The 17,416-nt window shown below is 71.6% G+C and carries 17 protein-coding genes and 1 pseudogene; 14 read left to right on the top strand and 4 right to left on the bottom strand.

All coding sequences use genetic code 11. From position 1 onward, the window contains the following. Nucleotides 1–17: 17 nt before the first annotated feature. The 4 genes from argH (at nucleotide 18) to AB0N17_RS32160 (ending at nucleotide 4,701) form a co-directional block, all read left to right on the top strand. Nucleotides 18–1,451, top strand: coding sequence for an argininosuccinate lyase (gene argH / locus AB0N17_RS32175; RefSeq protein ID WP_366015107.1), 1,434 nt, complete (start codon nucleotides 18–20; stop codon nucleotides 1,449–1,451). A gap of 123 nt (nucleotides 1,452–1,574) precedes the next feature. Further along, nucleotides 1,575–2,546 carry an aldo/keto reductase gene (locus AB0N17_RS32170; RefSeq protein WP_366015106.1) on the top strand — a complete coding sequence of 324 codons (972 nt, stop codon included), beginning with the start codon at nucleotides 1,575–1,577 and terminating at the stop codon, nucleotides 2,544–2,546. Between the two features lie 83 nt (nucleotides 2,547–2,629). Further along, on the top strand, nucleotides 2,630–3,181 hold the full coding sequence (locus AB0N17_RS32165; protein WP_366015105.1) for a helix-turn-helix domain-containing protein: 552 nt from the start codon (nucleotides 2,630–2,632) through the stop codon (nucleotides 3,179–3,181). Next, entirely contained in the window at nucleotides 3,178–4,701 is a 1,524-nt protein-coding gene (locus AB0N17_RS32160) for an MFS transporter (protein ID WP_366015103.1), read from the top strand. Before AB0N17_RS32165 ends, AB0N17_RS32160 begins: the two co-directional genes overlap by 4 nt. Before the next feature lie 13 nt (nucleotides 4,702–4,714). Here the strand turns inward: AB0N17_RS32160 and AB0N17_RS32155 are convergent, their stop codons facing one another. Together AB0N17_RS32155 and AB0N17_RS32150 are read right to left on the bottom strand one after the other, a co-directional pair. Next, nucleotides 4,715–6,343 carry a multicopper oxidase family protein gene (locus tag AB0N17_RS32155; RefSeq protein ID WP_366015102.1) on the bottom strand — a complete coding sequence of 543 codons (1,629 nt, stop codon included), beginning with the start codon at nucleotides 6,341–6,343 and terminating at the stop codon, nucleotides 4,715–4,717. Between the two features lie 125 nt (nucleotides 6,344–6,468). After that, on the bottom strand, nucleotides 6,469–7,140 hold the full coding sequence (locus tag AB0N17_RS32150) for a lysophospholipid acyltransferase family protein (RefSeq protein WP_366015100.1): 672 nt from the start codon (nucleotides 7,138–7,140) through the stop codon (nucleotides 6,469–6,471). Between the two features lie 368 nt (nucleotides 7,141–7,508). On the opposite strand from AB0N17_RS32150, the gene AB0N17_RS32145 reads away from it, so the two are divergent. The 3 genes from AB0N17_RS32145 (at nucleotide 7,509) to AB0N17_RS32135 (ending at nucleotide 9,827) form a co-directional block, all read left to right on the top strand. Continuing rightward, a complete protein-coding gene (locus tag AB0N17_RS32145; RefSeq protein WP_366015099.1) occupies nucleotides 7,509–8,684 on the top strand; it encodes a glycerophosphodiester phosphodiesterase in 1,176 nt (391 codons plus the stop codon). A 93-nt stretch (nucleotides 8,685–8,777) separates the two neighbouring features. After that, nucleotides 8,778–9,284: a sigma-70 family RNA polymerase sigma factor gene (locus tag AB0N17_RS32140; RefSeq protein WP_366015098.1), complete on the top strand. Its 507-nt coding sequence runs from the start codon at nucleotides 8,778–8,780 to the stop codon at nucleotides 9,282–9,284. Between the two features lie 45 nt (nucleotides 9,285–9,329). Beyond that, nucleotides 9,330–9,827, top strand: coding sequence for a GNAT family N-acetyltransferase (locus AB0N17_RS32135; RefSeq protein ID WP_366015170.1), 498 nt, complete (start codon nucleotides 9,330–9,332; stop codon nucleotides 9,825–9,827). Here AB0N17_RS32135 and AB0N17_RS32130 read toward each other — a convergent pair. Both AB0N17_RS32130 and AB0N17_RS32125 read right to left on the bottom strand, forming a co-directional pair. Continuing rightward, complete coding sequence (locus AB0N17_RS32130) at nucleotides 9,817–10,236, bottom strand: hypothetical protein (RefSeq protein WP_366015097.1); 420 nt, start codon at nucleotides 10,234–10,236, stop codon at nucleotides 9,817–9,819. The genes AB0N17_RS32135 and AB0N17_RS32130 overlap by 11 nt on opposite strands. A gap of 1 nt (nucleotide 10,237) precedes the next feature. Beyond that, the gene (locus AB0N17_RS32125) at nucleotides 10,238–10,597 is read right to left on the bottom strand and encodes a hypothetical protein (protein WP_366015096.1); all 360 of its coding nucleotides are present in this window, start codon (nucleotides 10,595–10,597) and stop codon (nucleotides 10,238–10,240) included. Nucleotides 10,598–10,666: 69 nt separating this feature from the next. Here AB0N17_RS32125 and AB0N17_RS32120 point away from each other — a divergent pair, with 69 nt between their 5' ends. The 7 genes and pseudogenes from AB0N17_RS32120 to AB0N17_RS32090 form a co-directional block, all read left to right on the top strand. Further along, a complete protein-coding gene (locus tag AB0N17_RS32120) occupies nucleotides 10,667–11,317 on the top strand; it encodes an HAD family hydrolase (RefSeq protein ID WP_366015095.1) in 651 nt (216 codons plus the stop codon). Nucleotides 11,318–11,705: 388 nt separating this feature from the next. After that, nucleotides 11,706–12,749, top strand: a complete 1,044-nt coding sequence (locus tag AB0N17_RS32115; protein WP_366015094.1) for an ATP-binding cassette domain-containing protein — start codon at nucleotides 11,706–11,708, stop codon at nucleotides 12,747–12,749. After that, nucleotides 12,746–13,483: a methionine ABC transporter permease gene (locus tag AB0N17_RS32110; protein WP_366015093.1), complete on the top strand. Its 738-nt coding sequence runs from the start codon at nucleotides 12,746–12,748 to the stop codon at nucleotides 13,481–13,483. Before AB0N17_RS32115 ends, AB0N17_RS32110 begins: the two co-directional genes overlap by 4 nt. Before the next feature lie 99 nt (nucleotides 13,484–13,582). Next, complete coding sequence (locus AB0N17_RS32105; RefSeq protein WP_366015092.1) at nucleotides 13,583–14,416, top strand: MetQ/NlpA family ABC transporter substrate-binding protein; 834 nt, start codon at nucleotides 13,583–13,585, stop codon at nucleotides 14,414–14,416. Nucleotides 14,417–14,546: 130 nt separating this feature from the next. Then, a complete protein-coding gene (locus tag AB0N17_RS32100; RefSeq protein WP_366015091.1) occupies nucleotides 14,547–15,185 on the top strand; it encodes a GNAT family N-acetyltransferase in 639 nt (212 codons plus the stop codon). A 120-nt stretch (nucleotides 15,186–15,305) separates the two neighbouring features. Further along, nucleotides 15,306–16,541, top strand: coding sequence for a precorrin-6y C5,15-methyltransferase (decarboxylating) subunit CbiE (gene cbiE, locus AB0N17_RS32095; RefSeq protein ID WP_366015088.1), 1,236 nt, complete (start codon nucleotides 15,306–15,308; stop codon nucleotides 16,539–16,541). 345 nt (nucleotides 16,542–16,886) lie between these two features. Then, nucleotides 16,887–17,416: pseudogene (locus tag AB0N17_RS32090) on the top strand (hypothetical protein); the annotation flags it as partial.

Below are 17,416 nucleotides of genomic sequence, written 5' to 3'. Positions count from 1 at the left end.
CTCTAGGAGCAGCGCAAGTGAGCAGCAACAGCGGTGACGTACGGCTCTGGGGCGCCCGTTTCGCCGACGGTCCCGCCGAGGCCCTGGCGAAGCTGTCCGCGTCCGTCCACTTCGACTGGCGGCTCGCGCCGTACGACATCGCCGGTTCGCGTGCCCACGCGCGCGTCCTGAACAAGGCCGGCCTCCTCACCGAGGACGAGCTGCAGCGCATGATCGCCGGGCTCGACGGGCTCGAGGCCGACGTGGCCTCCGGCGCGTTCGTGGGCACGATCGCCGACGAGGACGTGCACACCGCCCTGGAGCGCGGCCTGCTGGAGCGCCTCGGCCCCGACCTCGGCGGCAAACTGCGCGCCGGCCGGTCGCGGAACGACCAGGTGGCCACCCTGTTCCGGATGTACCTGCGCGACCACGGACGCACGATCGGCGGCCTGATCGCCGACCTCCAGGACGCCCTGACCGGCCTCGCCGAGGCGCACCCGGACGTCGCGATGCCCGGCCGCACCCATCTGCAGCACGCCCAGCCGGTCCTCTTCGCCCACCACGTCCTCGCCCACGTCCAGGCCCTGTCCCGGGACGCCGAGCGGCTGCGCCAGTGGGACGAGCGGACGGCCGTGTCGCCGTACGGCTCCGGTGCCCTCGCCGGCTCCTCGCTCGGCCTGGACCCGGAGGCGGTCGCCCAGGACCTCGGGTTCGAGCGCGGCAGCGTCGGCAACTCCATCGACGGCACGGCCTCCCGTGACTTCGTCGCCGAGTTCGCCTTCATCACCGCGATGATCGGCGTGAACCTCTCCCGGATCGCCGAGGAGATCATCATCTGGAACACGAAGGAGTTCTCCTTCGTCACCCTGCACGACGCGTTCTCCACGGGCTCGTCGATCATGCCGCAGAAGAAGAACCCGGACATCGCCGAGCTGGCGCGCGGCAAGTCCGGCCGCCTGATCGGCAACCTCACCGGGCTGATGGCCACCCTCAAGGCCCTGCCCCTCGCCTACAACCGCGACCTCCAGGAGGACAAGGAGCCCGTCTTCGACTCCTGCGACCAGCTGGAGATCCTGCTCCCCGCCTTCACCGGCATGATCGCCACCCTCACCGTCCACCGCGAGCGCATGGAGGAGCTGGCCCCGGCCGGCTTCTCGCTCGCCACCGACGTCGCCGAGTGGCTGGTCAAGCAGGGCGTGCCGTTCCGGGTCGCGCACGAGGTCGCCGGCGAGTGCGTGAAGGTCGCCGAGTCCGAGGGCAAGGAACTGGACGGCCTGACGGACGAGCAGTTCGCGAAGATCTCCGCGCACCTGACGCCGGAGGTGCGCACGGTCCTCAACGTCCCGGGCGCCCTTGCCTCCCGCAACGGCCGCGGCGGCACGGCCCCGAGCGCGGTCGCCGTCCAGCTGGCGGAGGTCAAGGCCGACGTGGCGGCCCAGCACGAGTGGGCACGCGCCAAGCACAAGAGCTGAGGCGCACTCGCCAGGGGGCCGGTGCCGCCCGGGTTCTCGGGCGCCCGGCTCCCTCGGGGGAACGGCCTCGCGGGTTAGGTTGGTGCGCGAGCCCCACCGGAGCCGACCCGAACGGAGCCCGCGATGCCCTTCGCCCGACTGGCCTCAGCGACGACCCCCACCTGTCACATCGGACTGGGCCTCGCCGCCGTCGGCCGCCCCGGTTACATCAACCTCGGCCGCGACAGGGACCTCGGCGAGAACCGCAGCGCGGAAGCGCTGCGCACCCGCACCCACGACCTCCTCGACGCCGCCTACGCCCAGGGCGTGCGCTACTTCGACGTGGCCCGCTCCTACGGCCGTTCGGAGGAGTTCCTCGCCGACTGGCTCCACGCCCGCCCCGACATCGACGACGTGGTCGTCGGCAGCAAGTGGGGCTACACCTACACCGCCGGCTGGTCCACCGACGCCGACCGGCACGAGGTCAAGGACCACGGCCTCGCCACGTACGAGCGGCAGCGCGCCGAGACCGACGCGCTGCTCGGCGACCGGCTCGACCTCTATCAGATCCACTCGGTGACCCCGGACAGCCCCGCGCTCACCGACAAGGAGCTGCACGCCAGGCTCGCCGAGTCCGCCGCCCAGGGCCTGACCGTCGGCTTCTCCACCAGCGGCCCCGCCCAGGCGGACGCCATCCGCGCCGCCCTCGAGGTGACCGTGGACGGCGAGCCCCTCTTCCGTACCGTCCAGTCGACGTACAACGCGCTGGAGACCTCGGCCGGAGCCGCCCTCGCCGAGGCGCACGACGCCGGGCTCACCGTGATCGTCAAGGAAGGCATGGCCAACGGCCGGCTCGCCGCGCCGGACGCCCCGGACGTGCTGAAGGCCGTGGCCGAGGAGACCTCCCTCGGCTGCGACGCCGTCGCCCTCGCGCTGATCCTGCGCCGGCCCTGGGCCGGTGTCGTCCTCTCCGGCGCCGCGACCGTCACCCAGCTCGGCTCCAACCTGCACGCCCCCGCCGTCGACCTCGACGCGGACCAGCTGACCCGCCTCGCCACCCTGGTGGAGGACCCGCGCGCCTACTGGGAGCGGCGCGGGGAGCTGCCCTGGCACTGAGCCGTCACCGCTGCGACCGGCAGTTTTGAGCCACACATGCCCTACATGAGACACTGATGTCTCATGTAGGCTACTCTTGTCTCATGGCTCTCGACCGTGACCAGGTGCTGCGCAGCGCGGCCGCCCTGCTGACCCGCAAGCCCGCCGCGACGATGGACGAGGTCGCCAGGGCCGCCGGGATCAGCCGGGCCACGCTGCACCGGCACTTCGCCGGCCGCGACGCGCTCGTCCGCGCCCTGGAGTCGCTCGGCATCGCCGAGTGCGAGGCGGCGCTGGACCGGGCCCGGCTCGACGAGGGCTCCGCGAGCGAGGCCGTCCGCAGACTGGTGCGCGAGATCCAGTCCGCCGCGGGCCTGCTGGCCTTCCTGTACGGCGAGAGCCAGCTGTGGGAGACCGACCGTCAGGACGACGGCTGGCTGCGGCTGGACACCCGGATCGGCGCCGTCTTCCAGCGCGGGCAGCAGAGCGGCGAACTGCGCATCGACCTCACTCCCGTCTGGCTCACCGAGGCGCTGTACGGGCTGATCGCCTCCTGTGCCTGGGCCACCCTGGACGGCCGCGTGGCCTCCCGGGACTTTCCGACCATGGTCGCCGAGCTGCTGCTCGGCGGCGCGCTCCGAAGAGAGGAATCATGACCAGCACCCTGCAGCCGGCACCCGCGACCGAGGCGGTGAAGCGCCCCGGCCGCTGGCTCGCGCTGTCCGTCCTCGTCCTGGCCGTGCTGCTGGTGGCCGTCGACGCCACCGTCCTCGGCCTGGCGACCCCCTACATCAGCGAGGACCTCAACCCCTCCGGCACCCAGCTGCTGTGGATCGGTGACGTCTACTCCTTCGTCATCGCCGGTCTGCTGGTGTCCATGGGCAGCCTCGGCGACCGCATCGGCCGCAAGCGGATCCTGCTCGTCGGCGCCACGGCGTTCGGCGCGATCTCCGTGCTCAACGCCTACGCGACGACGCCCGCGCTGATGATCCTGGCGCGGGCGCTGCTCGGCGTCGCCGGCGCGACCCTGATGCCGGCCACCCTCGCCCTGATCCGCAACATCTTCCACGACCCCCGCGAGCGCAGCCTCGCCGTCGGCATCTGGGGCGCCACCGCCTCCGCCGGTACGGCCGTCGGCCCGATCGCCGGCGGCTTCCTGCTCGAACACTTCTGGTGGGGCTCGGTCTTCCTGATCAACCTGCCGGTGATGGCCGTGCTGGTCCTGGTCGGCATCCGAACCCTGCCCGAGTCCCGCAACCCCGACCCGGGCCCCTGGGACCTGCTCAGCGTCGTGCTGTCGCTGGCCGGCATGATCGGCATCGTGTACGCGGTCAAGGAGGCCGCCACCCACGGATTCACCTGGCCGACCCTGGCCGCGGGCCTGCTGGGCGCGGCTGCCCTGTACGGCTTCGTCCACCGCCAGCTCACCATGCCGGCGCCGCTGCTGGACATGCGGCTGTTCAGGCGCCGTGGCTTCAGCGGGGCCGTCCTCGCCGACCTGCTGACCGTGCTCGGCATGTCCGGCCTGGTGTTCTTCCTCTCCCAGTACCTGCAACTCGTCCAGGGCAGGCGCCCGTTCGAGGCGGGCCTGGCCGAGCTGCCCGCGGCCGTCGGCGCGGTGGCGGCCGGCCTGATCGCGGGTGGCGCGGCCCGCCGCTTCTCGGTCCGCGCCGTGGTCTCCGGCGGCCTGGCCGCGGTGGGCCTGGCGCTGGCCGCGCTGACCACCCTGAGCGAGTCGACGGGCTACCCGCTCCTCGGCGCCGCGCTCCTGGTCGTCGGCATCGGCGCGGGCTTCTCCTTCACGGTCACCGCCGACGTGATCCTCTCCAGCGTGCCCCGTGACCAGGCGGGCGCCGCCTCGGCGGTCTCCGAGACGGCGTACGAACTGGGCGCGGCCCTGGGCATCGCCCTGCTGGGCTCGATCGTGACCGCCGCCTACCGCGACTTCACCGGCCCGGCCGGCACCCCCGCCCAGGCACACGAGTCCCTGGGCGCGGCGGCGGAGGCAGCGGCCCACATGCCTCCGCACACCGCGCAGACCATGCTCGAAGCGGCCCGCACGTCCTTCGTCCACGGTCTCCACCTGGCCTCGGGCGCGGGAGCGGTGGTCCTGCTGGGCACGGCCGCGGCGGCCTGGTTCCTGTTGAGGGGGCAGCGGCTGGAAAGCGCCGGGTAGCCGGTTCAGCCCGTCATCTCCGGTACCCCAGCACCGTCATCATCCCGCTCTCCGAGTGGTACTGGTTGTGACAGTGCAGCATCCACAGCCCGGGATTGTCGGCGTCGAACTCGACCACCAGCTTGCGGTGCGGCAGCACGATCGCGGTGTCCTTGCGCGCTCCCAGTCCGTCCAGACCGGACACCGCGAACGTGTGGCCGTGCAGATGCATGGGGTGCCACATGTCGGTCGCGTTGATCAGGGTGAGCTTGACCCGTTCCCCGGCGCGCACCGGATGCCGCTGCCGTTCGGAGTAGGGCTGGTGGTCGAAGCCCCAGTCGAACTTCGCCATGCCTCCGGTGACCCTGATGCGGATCTCGCGGTCGGTGTGGCGGTCCGTCAGGGCCACGGAGTCGTCCGGTTCCAGGCGCCGCGCCGGGACGATCTTCCCGTCCAGCTCGTCCGGGCGGACGTCCGGCGCGGGAAGGTTCCTGCCCTTGTCGGTGCGGAGCACCGCCAGTGCTTTGCCCTTCTTGCCCTCCGCCACGGCGACGAGCGGGAACATCCCGTCCTGCGCGGTGACGAGGACGTCGTACCGTTCGGCCATGCCGACGAGCAGTGCGTCGGTGTCCTGGTGCTTCACCGGATAGCCGTCGGTGTGGGTGACGGTCATGGTGTGGTCGCCCAGCGCGACCCGGAAGGCGGTCTCGGACCCGGCGTTGATGATGCGCAGCCGGATGCGCTCGCCCTTGCGGCAACGGAACACCGAGGGGCTGGTGGGCAGGCGGCCGTTGGCGAGGTAGTAGGGGTAGTCGACGCTGCCGCCCTCGCTGTGCAGAATGCGGCTGAAGGAGTCGTGCAGCACCCGGGACGGGCCCGCCGGCCTCTTCCTGGACGGTGCCGCCTTGGCATGGGCCGACCCGCTGGGAGACGGGTGGCTGTGCCCGGGGCCCATGGCCATGCCCGCCATGTCCTCGGAGCCGCCGGGCCTGAGCTGTTCGAGCACCGCGTCGGGCGTGGAGCCGTCCACGCCGTCGAGCCAGTCGTCGAGGACGACGATCCACTCCTTGTCGTAGTGGAGGGGCTCCTTGGGGTCGTCCACGATGAGCGGCGCGTAGAGGGCGCGGTCGGGCTGCATCCCGACGTGGGAGTGGAGCAGATAGGTACCGGGATGCTTGACCGCGAAGCGGTAGCGGAAGTCGTCCCCGGAGCCGATGGCCCGCTGCGTCAGGTCCGGCACGCCGTCCATGTCGCAGCGCAGCCGCACCCCGTGGGAGTGCAGTGTGGTCGTGGCGGGCAGTCGGTTCGCGAAGGTCAGGTCGAGCATGTCACCGGCGGTGACCCGTACCAGCGGGCCCGGCACCTGCTCGTTGTACGCCCACGTCCGGACCGACCGCCCGCCCAGGTCCAGCTTGGCTTCTTCGGCGGTGAGCCTGAAGGTGCGTACGCGGCCGGACTGCCTCTTCCGCTCGGCGGCGAGGACCTCCGGATCCGAGGGGTTGACGTACCCCCGGGGCCCGGCCGGGACGAACTTTCCTTGGTCCCGGACCCGTTGGGGGCCGGAGTCGGGCTCGGAACCGGAGCCGGTGCAGGATGCCAGGAGTCCCGCGCCGGCGGCGGCGATCGGGGTACGGAGGAGGGTACGCCGAGAAGGTTTGAACATGTCTAAATAAGACATGTCACGCGGTCATATAGCCGCGTAATTCGGCCGAATGCTGGATGTGTCGGTGACAGATTCCACCGGCAGGCGGACGGACGCGGGTCCTCGCGCCCGTCGGCCGGAAGCTGTCAGGCGGCCTTGGCCTTGGTGGCGTACATGTCCACGTACTCCTGCCCGGACAGTCGCATGACCTCGGCCATCACGGAGTCGGTGACGGCCCGCAGCACATAGCGGTCCCGGTCCATGCCGTCGTACCGCGAGAACTCCATCGCCTCGCCGAAGCGCACGGTGACCCGGCCGGGCCGCGGAATGCCCCGGCCGCCCGGCTGCAGCTTGTCGGTGCCGATCATGGCGAAGGGGACGACCGGCGCGCCGGTCATCAGCGTCAGCCGCGCGATGCCGGTGCGCCCGCGGTACAGCCGGCCGTCGGGCGAACGGGTGCCCTCGGGGTAGATCCCGAAGACCTTGCCCTCCTCCAGGATCCGGCGCCCGGTCATCAGCGCGGCCACACCGCCGTTCGCCCCGTCCCTGTCCACCGGGATCATGCCGACGCCGGTGAAGAACCAGGCCATCAGCCGGCCCTTGAAGCCCTTGCCGGTGACGTACTCGTCCTTGCCGATGAAGAGCACCTGCCGCTTGGTGACGACCGGCAGCACGATCGAGTCGATGAACGTGAGGTGATTACCGGCCAGGATGACCGGACCGTCCCCGGGGATGTGCTCGGCGCCCTCCACCTGTGGGCGGAACATCAGGCGCATGATCGGTCCGAGCACTGCCTTGATGAGCGCGAAGCGGGACAACGGGTCCTCCGATGTCGAGGGGCGATATGTGTCTGTGCAGGTGAGGACATTACTCGCGGCGCCGGGGCGAGCGCACATCGGGGACGTCCGGTTCACCGAGGTCTTACGAAGTGTTGACGCGGGTTTACCTGCGGTGACGGGCCGGGGGCCGCGCGTGTCGCCCCGGTGACGATGTGACGGAACTCGCGTGAGCCCTCACCCGTCCGGATGCCCGCTCCGCCCTCGCCGACACCGACGGACCGTCACTTTCCGCCGCCCACCGGACACGCGGCATCACCCGGGTGTTCCGGCCCAGGTCTCCCGTCGGCCATGTGCACGCCCCTACGATCGGCCCGCACCCAAGGGCACAGGCGGCAGGAAGGGCGCTCATGCACAGCGACCAGGCGAACGAGCAGACACAGGGCACCGGACGGCGGGCGATCCTCGGCGCGGCGATGCTCGGCGCGGGCGGAGCGGTCCTCGGACTGCCCGGCACGGCGAGAGCCGCCGAGGCCCGCACGGCCGGACACGGGGGCCGGGGACTGAAGAGCCTGCCGGTGCCGACGATCATCGGTCACCGCGGCGCCAGCGGCTACCGACCCGAGCACACCTTCGGCTCGTACGACCTGGCCCTGGACCTGGGCGCCGACGTCGTCGAGGCGGGCGACCTGGTCCCCACCAGGGACGGCCATCTCGTCTGCCGGCACGAGCCGGAGATCGGCGGCACCACCGACGTCGCCTCCCACCCCGAGTTCGCGGGCCGCAGGACCACCAAGGTCGTGGACGGGGTGTCGACCACCGGCTGGTTCACCGAGGACTTCACGCTCGCCGAGCTGAAGACGCTCCGCGCCGTCGAGCGCATCCCGGCCAACCGTCCGCACAACACCCTCTACAACGGGCGCTGGGAGATACCCACCTTCGAAGAGGTCCTGAAGTGGCAGGACGAGCAGACCCGCAAGCGCGGCAGGCAGGTCTGGATCTACCCCGAGACCAAGCACCCCACCTACTTCCGCAAGCTGGGCCTCGCCCTGGAGGAGCGGGTGGCGAAGCTGCTGCACAAGTACGGCAAGGACGGCCGGAACTCGCCGGTCATCCTGCAGTCCTTCGAGCCCACCAGCATCCAGAAGCTCAACCAGCTGGTCGACAACCCGCTCGTCGTGCTGCTCTCCACGGCCGACAGCCGCCCCTACGACTTCGTCGAGGCGGGCGACCCGCGCACGGTCGCCGACCTCATCACGCCGAAGGGCCTCAGGGAGATCGCCGGCTACGCGCAGGGCATCGGCCCGACCCTGGACCTGGTCGTCCCGAAGAACGCGGACGGCACCCTGGGCAGGCCGAGCACGCTGGTCGCCGACGCGCACAAGGTGGGCCTGGTGCTGCACCCCTACACCATGCGCAACGAGAACCCCTTCCTCCCGGCGGAGTTCCGCAAGGGCGGCGCGGCCGACGGCTACGGGGACCCCTTCGGCGCCTTCAAGGCGTACTTCGCGACCGGCATCGACGGCGTCTTCACCGACAACGCCGACACCGGCGTCCTCGCCCGCGCCGACTTCCTGGCCGGCTGACCCCGCGTCAACGGTACGGTCCGCCGCACCACGTTCGGATTGACCTCGCGCCGCCCCGGAAACCTGAACCCGGGGCGGCGCGTCGTTCCGCATATGACGCACGACCTGGTGGCCGCCCTGCACCCCCTGCTCACCGCCGAGGCCTCCGCCGAGGCATATGCCGCCGGGAGCGAGCCGGGCGATCTGGAACAGGCCGTCTGGCTGCGGCTGCTGGAGCGGCTGCGGACCGACGGCCCGCCCCCGGATCCGCAGGGCTGGCTGCGCCGGGCCGTCCGCGCCGAGGCGCGCCGCAGCCGCCGTACCACCCGCCGTGAACGGCCGTACGGCGGCGAGCCGGCCGACGACGTCCGGCCCGGGCCCGAACAGCTCGTCCTCACGGCCGCCCGGCACCGCGCCCTGCGCGAGGCGGTCCGCCGGCTGCCCGGCCGCTGCCCCCGTCTGCTGGAGGCCCTGCTGTCCCCGAGGGACCTGACATACCGGGAAATCGCGGGGGAGTTGGGTATCTCACAGGGCAGTCTCGGACCGGAACGCTCCAGATGTCTGGGATGTCTGCGCCGATTGCTGACGCCGGAGGTTGCGGCCCGCGAAGTGCGGGGATAGGAGTGGGGGACGACAGGTGATCAGGTGAGCGGGAGGCATGCGCACATGGGCATGAGCGTGACCATCTCGGAGGCGGCCGAGCAGGACGCGGAGCAGATCTTCCGGCTTCAGTACCTGTGCTTCCAGAGCGAGGCGGCGCTGTACGGCAACTACCGCATCGACCCGCTCGTCCAGACCCTGGACTCCGTCCGTCAGGAGGTCGCGTCCGACTGCGTCTTCGTCGCGCGTCTCGGCGACGAGGTGGTCGGTTCGGTGCGCGGCAAGGTCACCGAGGACGGCGCCGCCGCCATCGGCAAGCTCTGCGTCCACCCCCGCCTCCAGGGCCACGGCATCGGAGCGCGCCTGCTCCGCGCGGCCGAGACGGCCCTGTCCCAGCAGCGCGGCGCCACCAGGTTCCGCCTCTTCACCGGCCACCGCAGCGAGGGCAACCTCCGCCTGTACCGCCGGTCCGGCTACGAGACGGTGGGCAGGTCCCGGGGCGCGGACGGGGTGGAGCTGATCATCCTGGAGAAGCAGGCGGGGACGTACGCGGCTACGGCGTGACGGCGCCTCGGGCCTTGCGCAGCCAGTACATCGCGGAGACCGGCAGCAGCACCGGGATGAAGACGTACCCCGCGCCGTAGTACGACCACACGGTCGAGTCCGGGAAGGCCGAGCGGTCGATCAGGGTCCACGTACCGACGAGCAGGACACCCGCGAGCTCGGCGGCGCAGCAGACCAGGGCCGCCCGCCGGGCGGTCTCCCCGCCGCGGATCAAGGTGTACGTGATGAATCCGTACACCAGTCCGGCCACGGCCGACAGCGCGTAGGCCAGCGGCGCCCGCTGGAAGTCCGTCGAGATCTGGTACGCGGAACGCGACACCGCGCCCACCACCATCACGCCGTAGAACCAGACGAGCAGCATGCCCGGCCCGCTGATCAGCCGGGTCGGCTTCTCCTCCACCGCCGTCACCTCAGCCTCCCCAGATGTCGAAGAGCCGCACTTCCAGTACGGCCAGCACCACACCGCCGGCCGCCACCGTCACCGAGCCCCACTTGGACCGCTCGGCCAGCGACATGAACCCCGCGGCCGGAACGCAGGCGAACGCGCCCAGCAGGTACGCCACGAAGATGGTCGTGCCCTGCTCCGGCTTCTCGCCCCGCGCCAGCTGGACGATGCCGACCACCAGCTGGACCACGGCCAGCAGCGACACCACGGCCATGCCGATGAAGTGCCAGTCCTTGGTCGGCTGATCACGGTAGGCCGCCCAGCCGCACCAGGCGGCGAGCAGCAGCGCGGCGACGCCGGTCACCAGCGTCAGGGCGTTGAGCATGCCGTGACCCTATTACGGCGCAATCGGCCCATCGCCGCCGACCCCGCCGTACGCCGTAGGGTCTAGACCATGACGATCCACGCGCACGCCCTTCTGTTCGACAACGACGGCACCCTCGTCTCCTCCCTCGACTCCGTCGAGCGCTGCTGGACCCGCTGGGCCCGGGAGTACGGGATCACGGCCGAGGAGTTCCGGCGCGTCGAACTGCACGGACGGACGGCCGTGGAGATAGTCGCCGACCTGCTGCCGGCCCGTCTCGTCCCCGAGGCGGTCGCCCGGGTCGAACAGCTGGAGGTCGAGGACGTACCGAACGGCGGCGTCCGCCTCCTGCCCGGCACCCGGGACTTCCTGGACTCCCTCCCGGCCGACCGCTGGACCGTGGTCACCTCCGCCACCCGCCGCCTCGCCGAGGCCCGTCTCGACGCCGTCGGCATCCGCCCGAAGGCCCTGGTCAGCGCCGACGACGTCACCCACGGCAAGCCCGACCCCGAGCCCTACCTGCTCGCCGCACGGCAGCTCGGCGTGGACCCGGCCCACTGCGTCGTCTTCGAGGACGCGCCCGCAGGACTCCGGGCGGGCCGCGCGGCCGGCATGACGACCGTGGCGTTGGCCACAACCCACCGGGCCGAGGACCTCGACGCCGACCTGGTGGTCAAGGACCTGTCGGCCCTGTCCGCACTGGCCACCGACGGGGGAGTGGAGATCTCCGTCCGCGGCTGAGCCGCCCGCCGGGACTGTCCGCCACTGTCCACCATCCGGACAGCGGCGGCCGGTCAGGACCGTAGGTCTGGTTTACTGATCGCATGACCACGACGAGCTGCCGCACCCTTGCGACCGAGGCGACCATGACGCCCGGTGCTCGTTGTATGTGTCGCCTGATGTGTCGAATGTGCGCCTTCTAGAGGGCCCCCGCATCAGCTGAGCCATGGGGGTCCCCCCGCTCGAGCGAAGTCGAGAGTGGGGGAGCCCCGAAGCGAGAGCCGTGGCATGTCCGCGCGCCGCAGTCCGTGCGAGACGCACCTCCACCCCCCATGCCTGAATGCCTGAACCGCATGCATCCGTGCCCGGGCACACCCACGCCCGCGCACTCGACAGTGACGGAAATCCTGTGATCACCACCTCGGGCCTGACCAAGGTCTACCGCTCCCGCGGCCGCGAGGTCACCGCCCTCGACGGCGTCGATCTCCACGTCCGCGAAGGCGAGGTCTACGGCGTCATCGGCCAGTCCGGCGCCGGCAAGTCCTCCCTCATCCGCTGCGTCAACCTGCTGGAGCGCCCCACCTCCGGCACCGTGACCGTCGCCGGGCAGGACCTCACCGCCCTCGCCGGCCGCGGCCCGCGCGCCGGCAAGCAGCTGCGCCAGGCGCGCAGCCGGATCGGCATGGTCTTCCAGCACTTCAACCTGCTCTCCTCGCGGACCGTGCAGGACAACGTCGAGCTGCCGCTGGAGATCCTCGGCGTCTCCGGGAGGGAACGCTCCCGCAAGGCCCTGGACCTCCTCGACCTGGTCGGCCTCGCCGACAAGGCCCGGGCCTACCCGGCCCAGCTCTCCGGCGGCCAGAAGCAGCGCGTCGGCATCGCCCGCGCCCTGGCCGGCGACCCCAAGGTGCTGCTCTCCGACGAGGCCACCAGCGCCCTCGACCCGGAGACCACCCGCTCCATCCTCCAGCTGCTGCGCGACCTGAACCGGCAGCTGGGCCTCACCGTCCTGCTCATCACCCACGAGATGGACGTCGTGAAGGCGGTCTGCGACTCCGCCGCCCTCATGGAGAAGGGCCGCATCGTGGAGTCCGGCACGGTCAGCGAACTGCTCGCCACCCCCGGCTCCGAGCTCGCCGCCGCGCTGTTCCCGGTGAGCGGCGAGCGCACGGGCGCCGACCGGACCGTCCTCGACGTCACCTTCCACGGCGAGGCCGCCACCCAGCCGGTCATCTCCCAGCTCTCGCGCACCTACAACGTCGACATCTCCATCCTCGGCGCCGCCATCGACACCGTCGGCGGCCTGCAGATCGGCCGCATGCGCATCGAGCTGCCCGGCCCCTACGAGGACAACGTGGTGCCGATCGGGTTCCTGCGCGAACAGGGCCTGCAGATCGATGTCGTCGGATCCGGGGCCCAGGCGCCCGCGCTGGTGAAGGAGGGGGCCAAGTGACCTGGTCCGAGATGCAGCCGCTGCTGTCGCAGGCGTGTACCGAGACGTTCCAGATGGTGCTCTGGTCCACCCTGATCGCCGTCGCCGCCGGCCTTCCGCTCGGTCTCCTCCTCGTCCTCACGGACCGGGGCGGCCAGCTGCAGAACGTGATCGCCAACAAGGTGATCGGCCAGATCGTGAACGTCGGCCGCTCCATGCCGTTCATCATCCTGATGGTCGCGCTGATGAGCTTCACGCGCTGGGTCACCGGGACGACCATCGGGACGACCGCGGCGATCGTGCCCCTCGCCATCGGCGGCATCCCGTTCTTCGCCCGCCTGGTCGAGACGGCCGTCCGCGAAGTGGACGGCGGCCTGGTCGAAGCCGTGCAGTCCATGGGCGGCAACAGCTGGACGATCGTCCGCAAGGTCCTCGTCCCCGAGGCCCTGCCCTCGCTGATCGCCAGCACCACCACCACGGTCATCGCCCTCATCGGCTACTCCGCCATGGCCGGCACGGTCGGCGGCGGCGGCCTCGGCGACCTCGCCGTCCGCTACGGCTACCAGCGCTTCGAGACCCAGCTGATGTGGATCACCGTCGCGATCCTCGCCGTCGTGATCTCCCTGATCCAGTTCGCCGGCGACTTCACGGCCCGCTCCCTGCACAGCCGCGGCGGCCGCTCCGGCCCCGCGCCGAAGCTCCGCCTGCTGAAGGCGAAGGAGCCGGCGGCGGCCGACGTCGGCAAGGTCGCGTAACGCCGTTCGTACCGCCGTTCGCCACGCCGTTCGCAACGGCCCCCGTACTCCCCGTTCACCCATACACGGGGTCGCACCACCCTAGGAAAGGCACTTTTCGTGCGTAACACCGCCAAGCTCACCACCGCCGTCCTCGCCGCCGGAGCCCTCACCTTCGGGCTGACCGCCTGCGGCTCCGGCAAGGACTCCGCCGGCTCCTCCGACTACAGCGGCCCCCTGGTCGTCGCCGCGAGCCCGACCCCGCACGCCGAGATCCTGAACTTCGTCAAGAAGAACCTGGCGAAGAAGGCGGGCCTCGACCTGGAGGTCAAGGAGTTCACGGACTACATCACGCCGAACACGGCGACCGAGGACGGCTCGGTGGACGCCAACTACTTCCAGAACCAGCCGTACCTGGACGACTTCAACAACAAGCGCGGCACCCACATCGTGCCCGTCGTCACGGTGCACCTGGAGCCGCTCGGCCTGTACTCCCACAAGGTCAAGAAGGCCGACGCCCTGAAGAGCGGTGCGACCGTCGCCGTCCCGAACGACGCCGTCAACGAGGCCCGCGCCCTGAAGCTGCTCGCCGACAACGGGCTCATCACCCTCAAGTCCGGCGTCGGCAACGAGGCCACCCCGCAGGACATCACCAAGAACCCCAAGAACCTCAAGTTCAAGGAGGTCGAGGCGGCCCAGACCCCGCGCTCCCTGGACGACGTGGACGCGGCCGTGGTGAACGGCAACTACGCCATCTCCGCCGGTCTGAAGCCCGCCAAGGACGCCGTCGTCCTGGAGTCCGCCAAGAACAGCCCCTACGGCAACTTCCTCGCCGTGAAGAAGGGCAACGAGAAGGACCCGCGGGTCAAGAAGCTCGCGAAGCTCCTCACCTCGCCCGAGGTGAAGAAGTTCATCGAGGACAAGTACCAGGGCTCGGTCATCCCCTCCTTCTGAGCCGGCCGTACGACTGCGGGGCCCGCTCCCTCACGGGGAGCGGGCCCCGTTGTGCGGTCGAGTGGTTACATGCTGCATGCTGGGCAGTTCAGCAGGATCTGAAGGTTTTTCCGAAGTTACGGAGCGGCGCATGATGAGCACCTTCCCCAACATCTCCATCAGCACGGAGCGGTTGGTGCTGCGCCCCCTCGACGAGGACGACGCGCCCGCGCTGGCCGAGACGATGAACGACGAACAGGTCGCCGCCTGGACCGGCGCCCCCCAGCCCTACGGCGAGGACCGGGCCCGGCGCTGGATCACCCGGGACGCCCCCGCCGAACGCGCCGCGGGACGCGGTCTCGACTTCGCGGTCACCGAGTTCCTCACCCAGCGCCTGGTCGGCCTCGTCCGGCTCGCCAGGACCAACTGGCGTGTGCGCTCCACCGAGATGTCGTACATCATCGCCCCCTGGGCCCGCGGTGAGGGCTACGCCTCCGAATCCGCGCTCGCCACCGCCCAGTGGCTGCTGCGCGACCAGCGGTTCGAGCGCATCGAACTGCGCACCGCCGCCGACAACACCGCCGCCCAGCAGGTCGCCCAGAAGATCGGCTGCATCAGCGAGGGCGTCCTGCGCAACGCCTGCATAGCGCACCACCGCACCGAGGACGGCACCTGGACCGAGGTGCGCACCGACTACATCGTGTGGAGCCTGCTGCCGGAGGACCTCGAGGGCGCCGACGGGCAGCTCGCCGACACCGGCGGTTTCACGTCGTACTCCGACTGGAACTGACGTCCCCGGGCCCGCGGGCCGTGCCCCGGTGCGCGACCGGCCGCCCCACCAGGTAACCTCACGGAGCCTGCCCCAAGGCCCGTACCCCCACGACCTGCGCACATCTGGAGACGAACGACGATGGCCGACCGGGTCACGGTGATCGGCTGGGACGGTTCGCCGCTGACCGACGCGGCACGCTCCGCCCTCGGCGCCGCCACGCTCGTGGCCGGCGCGGCCCACCACCTGGCGCTGCCCGAGGTCCCGCCCACCGCCGAACGCGTCCGCCTCGGCAGCGTCGCACTCGCCGCCCGCCGGATCGCCGCCCACCGCGGCACCGCCGTGGTGTTCGCCGACGGCGACCCCGGCTTCTTCGGCGTCGTACGGACCCTGCGCGCACCCGAGTTCGGCCTCGAGGTCGAGGTCGTCCCCGCCGTCTCCGCCGTGGCCGCCGCCTTCGCCCGGGCCGGCATGCCCTGGGACGACGCCCAGGTCGTCGTCGCCCACCCGCGCACCCTGCGCCGCGCCGTCAACGTCTGCCGCGCCCACACCAAGGTGGCCGTCCTCACCGCGCCGGGCGCCGGTCCCGCCGAACTCGGCCTCCTCCTGGACGGCGTCCACCGGACCTTCGTCATCTGCGAGGAACTGGGGACCGAGCGCGAGCAGGTGACCGTCGTCACCTCCGACAAGGCGGCCGACCACACCTGGCGCGACCCCAACGTCGTCATCGTCATCGGCGGACGGGCGGCCACGGCCGAGAGCGGCGGCTGGATCGCCGGACGCGACCCGGGCGCGGGCCCGCGCGGCTGGGTCCAGCCCGACGAGACCTACGCCGCGGCAGCCGGCGGCGGACCCGGTGGCCGGCTCGGGGAAGGGGAGACGGAACTGCTGCGCGCCGCCCAACTCGCCCGCCTGGGGCCCCGGATCGGCGACCTGGTCTGGGACATCGGCTGCGGCTCGGGCGCGTTCGCCGCCGAGGCCGCCCGGGCCGGGGCGGCCGTCATCGCCGTCGACCGGGACCCGCAGGCGTGCGCCCGGACCGATGCCGCCGCCCGCGGGTTCGGCGTACAGCTCCAAGTGGTGCGCGGCAGCGCCCCGCACATCCTGGAGAACCTGCCCGAACCGGACGTCGTACGGGTCGGCGGCGGGGGAGCGGCCGTCGTCTCCGCGGTCGCCGACCGGCGCCCGCAGCGCATCGTCGCCCACGCCGCGACCCGCGACGCGGCCGAACTCGTCGGCCGCGACCTGACCGAGCACGGCTACCGGGTCGAGTGCGCCCTGCTGCAGTCCGTCGAACTCGACACCCGGGCCTGGACGGAGACCGAGCGGAGCGTCGCGTTCCTGCTCAGTGGCGTTCTTCCGGATCGCGCCCCGTGATCCTGTTGTCGTACTGCGCGCGGTAGGCTGGCCGATCGTTGTGCCACACCCGGCGGCCCGGAACTTCGTTCGCCAATGTCCGGAAAGCGCGCCCGTTTTGGGGTGGGTGTGGTACTGCGGAACCGGAGGACGCGCAACGTGGCGCAGTCCACAGCGGCCTGTCGCGGATCATGCTGTCGCGATGGCGGAACGACCGGGACAATGCCACTGAATGGCTTTGTCGCCTTTTCCGGCGGGTCGTTCGTGCCGCTGGGCACGGACGCTCGTTCTTCACTGTGGGGCGGTCGGTGCGCCGTTCCGGGTGAGCTGGTCGTAGGAGCACTAACCGATGGGCGAGGGGTACGCATGACCGACACCGGCCAGGTCCCGGGCGACGGGCAGCCGGAGAGCGCAGGCATGGTGGAGCAGCCGGGCGTCCCCGCGCACGGCGCGTACACCTACCTCTCCGAGGCACCCGCCGAGGACGAAGACCTGCTGCTGCCGGGTGCCCAGGGCGCGTGGGGCAACGAGGTGCAGCCACCCGCTCCGGAACCGGTGGTGGAGGCCGTCCACCAGCCGGGCCCGCACGAGACGGCCGGCCGCGACAGCGGCTCCGTCGACCTCAGCGGCGTCCGGCTGCCGAACCCGGGCCCGGCGTCCGTGCCGCCGTCCCCCATCCTCTCCGCCCCGCACGACCCGGCGGGCGCCCCGCAGCAGCCGCGCCGGCCGCTGCACCTCGGCCCGCCGATCCCCGACGCCTCGGCCAGCCCGGTCCGCTCCCTCGCCGACCGCGGCCCCGCGGGGAAGATGGGCAGCAGAGCGCCCGGGACGTACACCTCGTCCCAGACCCGCACCCGCTCCTCGACGGGGCGCCGCGGCCACTCCTGGCGCGGTGT

The organism is Streptomyces sp. NPDC051133, from assembly GCF_040682635.1.
In the GTDB taxonomy this organism is placed as follows: domain Bacteria; phylum Actinomycetota; class Actinomycetes; order Streptomycetales; family Streptomycetaceae; genus Streptomyces.
The sequence above is the reverse complement of the archived record's forward strand: the minus strand, read 5'-3'. Positions and strand labels throughout refer to the sequence as shown.